3 protein-coding genes are annotated in these 5,786 nt (G+C 66.7%); 2 read left to right on the forward strand and 1 reads right to left on the reverse strand.

Annotated features, from left to right (window positions below):
• The first annotated feature begins 103 nt into the window (after nucleotides 1-103).
• Together ACLFQI_RS10880 and ACLFQI_RS10885 are read left to right on the forward strand one after the other, a co-directional pair.
• Nucleotides 104-3,136 (forward strand): isoleucine--tRNA ligase, encoded by a 3,033-nt coding sequence (locus ACLFQI_RS10880; protein WP_410759266.1) that lies wholly within the window; start codon nucleotides 104-106, stop codon nucleotides 3,134-3,136.
• Between the two features lie 93 nt (nucleotides 3,137-3,229).
• Nucleotides 3,230-4,150 (forward strand): DMT family transporter, encoded by a 921-nt coding sequence (locus tag ACLFQI_RS10885; protein ID WP_410759268.1) that lies wholly within the window; start codon nucleotides 3,230-3,232, stop codon nucleotides 4,148-4,150.
• 11 nt (nucleotides 4,151-4,161) lie between these two features.
• Here the strand turns inward: ACLFQI_RS10885 and ACLFQI_RS10890 are convergent, their stop codons facing one another.
• On the reverse strand, nucleotides 4,162-5,586 hold the full coding sequence (locus ACLFQI_RS10890; protein WP_410759270.1) for a DEAD/DEAH box helicase: 1,425 nt from the start codon (nucleotides 5,584-5,586) through the stop codon (nucleotides 4,162-4,164).
• Nucleotides 5,587-5,786: the final 200 nt, after the last annotated feature.

Consider the following 5,786-nt stretch of genomic DNA (forward strand, 5'->3'; position numbering starts at 1 on the left):
GGCAAGCGCCAGAGATCGGCGAGTCTGGTAGTCTCTCCTGCAACAGGATTTCAGACCGGGCGCTCACTGGAAGCGCTCGCGCGCACAACGGGTTTTTCAAGCAGTGACCGACTACAAGCACACCCTCAACCTACCGAAGACCGGCTTTCCGATGAAGGCGAACCTGGCTCAGCGCGAGCCCGAGATGCTCAAGCACTGGCAGGCGATCGATGTCTATGCCCTGGTGCGCGCGGCGCGGGCCGAGGCGCGCGCGCGCGGCGAGACCTTCATCCTGCACGATGGCCCGCCCTATGCGAACGGCGAGATCCACATCGGCCATGCGGTCAACAAGGTGTTGAAGGACATCATCGTCAAATCGCGCACCCTCGATGGGCTCGACGCGCCCTATGTGCCGGGCTGGGATTGCCACGGCCTGCCGATCGAATTGCAGGTGGAACGCAAGCAGGGCAAGCCAGGGCAGAAGATCAGCGCGACGCAATTTCGCCATGCCTGCCGCGACTATGCCGGTAAGCAGGTCGACGGCCAGCGCGCGGATTTCCAGCGCCTCGGCGTGCTCGGCGACTGGGCGCATCCCTATCTGACCATGGCGCCGCGCTTCGAGGCCGACATCGTCCGCGCGCTCGGGCGCATCATCGGCCGCGGCCATCTGCAGAAGGGCTCCAAGCCGGTGCACTGGTGCATCGACTGCGGCTCGGCGCTGGCCGAGGCCGAGGTCGAGTATGCCGACAAGGACTCGACCGCGATCGACGTGCGCTTTGCGGTGATCGATCCCGAGGCCCTGCTGGCGCGCTGTCATACGCTGCCGGACACTGGTGGCAGCGGCCCGATGTCGGTGGTGATCTGGACCACCACGCCTTGGACCCTGCCGGCCAACCAGGCCGTGGCGCTGAACCCCTCGCTCGAGTACGCGCTGGTGCAGGTGGCCGAGGACGGCCCGAACGGCGCCGAACGGCTGCTGGTCGCTGAGGGATTGCTCAAGGACACCATGGACCGCTGGGACATCGCGCACTATCGGGTCATCGCCTATGGCCGTGGCGACGCCTTCGCGGGGCTGGAGCTGATGCATCCGTTCTACGAACGGCAGGTGCCGGTCATTCTCGGCGAGCATGTCACCCTCGAGGCCGGTACTGGCGCGGTGCACACCGCGCCCGGCCATGGTCTGGAGGACTACATCGTCGGTCGCCGCTACGATCTGCCGGTCGATAATCCCGTCGGCGGCAACGGGCGTTTCCTCGAAGGCACGCCGCTGTTTGCCGGCGAGAACGTCTTCGATGCCAATCAGCAGGTGATCGAGACCCTGAAGGCGAACCAGGCGCTGGTGCGCGAGCAGCGCTTCACGCACAGCTATCCGCATTGCTGGCGGCATAAGACCCCGGTCATCTTCCGCGCCACCCCGCAGTGGTTCATCAGCATGGAGCAGGCCGGCTTGCGCGAGGCCGCGCTGCGCGAGATCGGCAACGTCCGCTGGATGCCGGATTGGGGCCAGTCGCGCATCGACGGCATGGTGCGCAACCGCCCGGATTGGTGCATCTCGCGCCAGCGCACCTGGGGCGTGCCGATCACGCTGTTCGTCGACAAGGAGACCGGCGAGCCGCATCCGCGCACCGAGGCGCTGATCGAGGAGGTCGCTCAGCGCATCGAGGCGACGGGCATCGATGCCTGGTTCGAGCTGCGGCCGGAGGATCTGCTCGGCGACGAAGAGGGCGCGCGCTACGAGAAGGTGCATGACACCCTGGATGTCTGGTTCGATTCCGGCGTCACCCACGCCTGCGTGCTCGATCGCGGCGCGGCCGGGACTGATCGCGGCGCCGATGCTGACTCGGCTGCTAGCGACTCAGCGAGCGCCGCGGATAGCGCCTCGCCTCATCGCCTCGCTCGCGATCCATCGAGTGCTTCGTCCGATGCCCTAGCGAGTGGTCCGTTTGGTGCTCAAGCGGATGCCTCAGCTAGCGTCACAGCCGGCGAATGGGCCGGCCTGCGCCGCCCGGCCGATCTCTATCTCGAAGGCTCCGATCAACATCGCGGCTGGTTCCAATCCTCGCTGCTGACCTCGGTGGCGATGCACGACCAGGCGCCCTATCGCGCGGTGCTCACCCACGGCTTCACGGTGGATGAGAAGGGCGAGAAGATGTCCAAGTCGAAGGGCAACGTGGTGCGCCCGCAAGAGGTGATGAAGACCCTGGGCGCGGACATCATCCGGCTCTGGGTCGCCGGTGCCGATTATCGCGGCGAGATGCGCGTCTCCGACGAGATCCTCAAGCGCACCGCCGATGCCTATCGGCGCATCCGCAACACCGCGCGTTTCCTGCTCGCGAACCTCAACGGTTTCGATCCGGCCGCGCATCTGGTTCCCGCCGCCGAGATGATCGAACTCGATCGCTGGGCGGTGGATCGGGCGCTCCAGTTACAGCAGGAGATCGTCAGCGCCTATCAGGACTACCAGTTCCACCTGATCGTGCACCGGCTGCACAACTTCTGCGTGGTCGACATGGGCGGTTTCTACCTGGACGTGATCAAGGACCGCCAATACACCACCGGCGCCGACAGCCTGCCGCGGCGCTCCTGCCAGACCGCGATGTATCGCATCGTCGAGGCGATGAGCCGCTGGCTGGCGCCGATCCTCAGCTTCACCGCCGAGGAGATCTGGCGCCATCTGCCCGGTGAGCGCGAGGCGACCGTCTTCACTGCGGTGTGGTACGACGGCCTATTCGCCCTCGATACCGGTGATGCCTTCGACCGCGCGTTCTGGGAGCAGGTGCTCGCGGTACGCACCGCCATCGGCCGCCAACTCGAGGCCGCGCGGACTCAGGGCCAGATCGGCGCCGCGCTCGATGCCGAGATCGATCTCTACGGCTCACCCGAACTGCAAGCCCTGCTCAGCCGTCTCGGCGACGAACTCCGCTTCGTCCTCATCGCCTCCGAGGCACGGGTATATGCGTTGGGCGAACGGCCCGAGGACGCATTGGACACCGATGTCGCGGGGCTCGCGGTGCGCATCCGCGCCAGCGAACAGCCGAAATGCGTACGCTGCTGGCATCACCGCGCCGATGTCGGCACCCACGCCGCCCATCCCGAACTCTGCGGGCGTTGCCTGGAGAATATCGACGGCGATGGGGAGGTACGGCGCTTTGCCTAAGATGTCAGGTCCCGGGACTTGACAGCTACGTCGAGCGCGGCATCGAGAGGCTCGGATCGAAGCGTCTTCATGGCGCATTGAACAAGGAGCACGATGGTGAACCTGAACATCGCGTTCGTGGCGCTGGCGGCGCTTTTCTGGGGCTTGTCGGGCGGCATCGGCGGCATTCTGATGGCCGATGGCTGGGATGCCTTCGTGGTGTCCTTCTATCGGGGCGCGATCGGACTCCTCTGTGTCCTGCTCTGGCTCGCGCTGCGTCCGCGCCGCAGCGGGCTGGCCAATCGCTGGCTCTGGTTTTGGTCGGCGATTGCCGGTTTCGGCGTTGCGGGTAACTTTGCGTTCTATTTCGTCAGCATCGCGCAGGGCAGCGTGGCGGTTGCGGCGACATTGATGTACTGCGCGCCCGTGTTCGTCTATCTGGTGTCGTTCGTCCTCAAGCTGGAGCGCCCAACCCTGCTGAAATTTGCCGCGATCGTGGTGGTCATGCTTGGCATCGGCTTGCTGACCCAGATCTACGACATCGGCGCGAGCGGCGTGACGCCCATCGGCGTGGGGGCCGGGCTGCTTGCCGGGCTGTCTTACGCGGTCTTCATCTTCGGCTTCAAGTACGCGGCGCCGCACGGGAGTCCGCAGGCGATTCTCGCCATCGCCTTTGCGGTGCTTGCCATCGTCCTGGTCGGCGTCATCCTGATCCGCCCGGGCGATGTCGATCAGACCATGGCCGTCGTCGCGCTGAATACCCCGGATTGGCCGTTATTCGCGGCCCTCGGCGTGCTGGGCGCGGGCTTGTCGTTTGTGCTCTATCTCATCGGCCTGAGGCAGACCGCGCCCGCCGTGGCCTCCATCGTGGCCATGGTCGAGCCGGTCACCGCCTCGCTGTTTGGCGTTGTGGTTTTGCATGAGAGCCTCGTCATTGCGCAGATGATCGGGATGGCGCTGATCTTGGCGACGGTGACCGCGATGAGCGTCTTTTCCCGCGCCACTCAGCCACCTTCCGCGGTATCCACTGGCTGAGTCGCGTCGCATCAGGAGCGCTCATCGTCGTGCCGGCGGCGCTTGGGTGGGGCGAAGCCGGCGTCGATGCGCTCGGCGGGGTCGCGGTTGTCAGCGCTGGGCTGGCGGCGCTTGCCGATATTCTTGCGGTCGCGCAGGCGCTGCTTCGGCTTGGTGGCGTTGCTCGCGCCTTTGGTTGCGCCAGCGCGCGAGGCGGGCTGGGTGCCGGCCTTGCTGCTCGTTCCTGCGCTGGTTCTGCCACTGGTCTTGCCGCCGGTCTTGCCGCGCGCCTTGCGCTGCGGATTCGGTCCCTGGAATCGGGCCTCGAGGCCGGGCAACTGACGTCGTTCGACCGCGATGCCGAGCCAACGGCCGATGGCCTCCATCTTGTTCCATTCCGGCGCCGCGACCAGCGAGATGGCGATGCCGGCCTTGCCCGCCCGGCCGGTGCGCCCGGTGCGATGCAAATAATCCTCGCCACTGCGCGGCACATCGAGGTTGATGACGCGCTCGACGCCGGTCAGGTCCAACCCGCGCGCGGCGACATCGGAGGCGACCAGCACCGAGACCTGGCCGCGCTCGAGCAGGCCCATGACCCGCTTGCGCTCACGCTGGTCGAGTTCGCCATGGAGCACCGCAGCGCGCACCTGCTCGCCGATCAGGAAGGCGCCGATGGCGTCGGCGCGGGCGCGGGTATTGGTGAACACCAGCGCCTTCTCATAGTCCTCATGCTGCAACAGCCAGAGCAGCTGCGCCTGTTTGTGCGGGAGTTCGTCGCTGAGGACGATCTGATGCGCAATGTCCGGATGCGCACTGCGGATGGCGTCGATCTCGATGACTTGCGGGTTTCGCAGCAGCCGATCGGTGAGCGGGCGCAGGCCGCCGTGCTTGAGCGTGGCCGAGAACAGGAGCGATTGGCGCGCCGGGTTGCTGGCGCCGATGATGCTGAGCACATCGGCAGCGAAGCCGAGATCGAGCATGCGGTCGGCCTCGTCCAGCACCAGGAAGCCGAGATCGCCGAGATCGGCCTCGCCGGTCTGCAGATGCTCCAACAATCGCCCGGGGGTGGCGATGACCAGGTCCGGGTTCTTGCGCAACGCGGCGACCTGGCGGCCGCGATCCTCGCCGCCGATGATGACCGCGACGGTCAGCCGGGTGCGGCTCCCCAGGCTCAGGAACTCGGCCTGGATCTGGCGCGCCAGCTCGCGGGTCGGCACCAGCACCAGCGCGCGGATCGCGCCATCGGGCGCCGGCGTCTCGATGAGGCGTTGCAGGATCGGCAGCAGGAAGGCGCCGGTCTTGCCGGAACCGGTGGCGGCCGAGGCGAGCAGGTCGCGCCCCTCGAGCACGGCCGGGATCACCCGCTGTTGGACCGGGGTCGGCTGTTGCCAGCCGGCGTTGGCGATGGCGCGCTGCAGCGGCTCGTCGAGATCGAAGGCGTCGAAATGATCGGTCATGAGGATGACATTGGAAGCGTGAAGGGTGAAGCGAGGGCTTCTCAGCGGCGGCTGCGGTGCCAGAGTTGTTCCGCCAAGAGTAGCCAGAGCGCGATGACGGCGACGGTCATCAGCGTCATCAGTGGGAGCGAGGCGACCCGCCATTCGCGCGGGATCAGGTCGTCGAGGGTCAGCGCCAGTACCGCCAATACCAGACTGGC

It is taken from the genome of Halochromatium sp. (assembly GCF_046541315.1).
Classification (GTDB): Bacteria; Pseudomonadota; Gammaproteobacteria; order Chromatiales; family Chromatiaceae; genus Lamprobacter.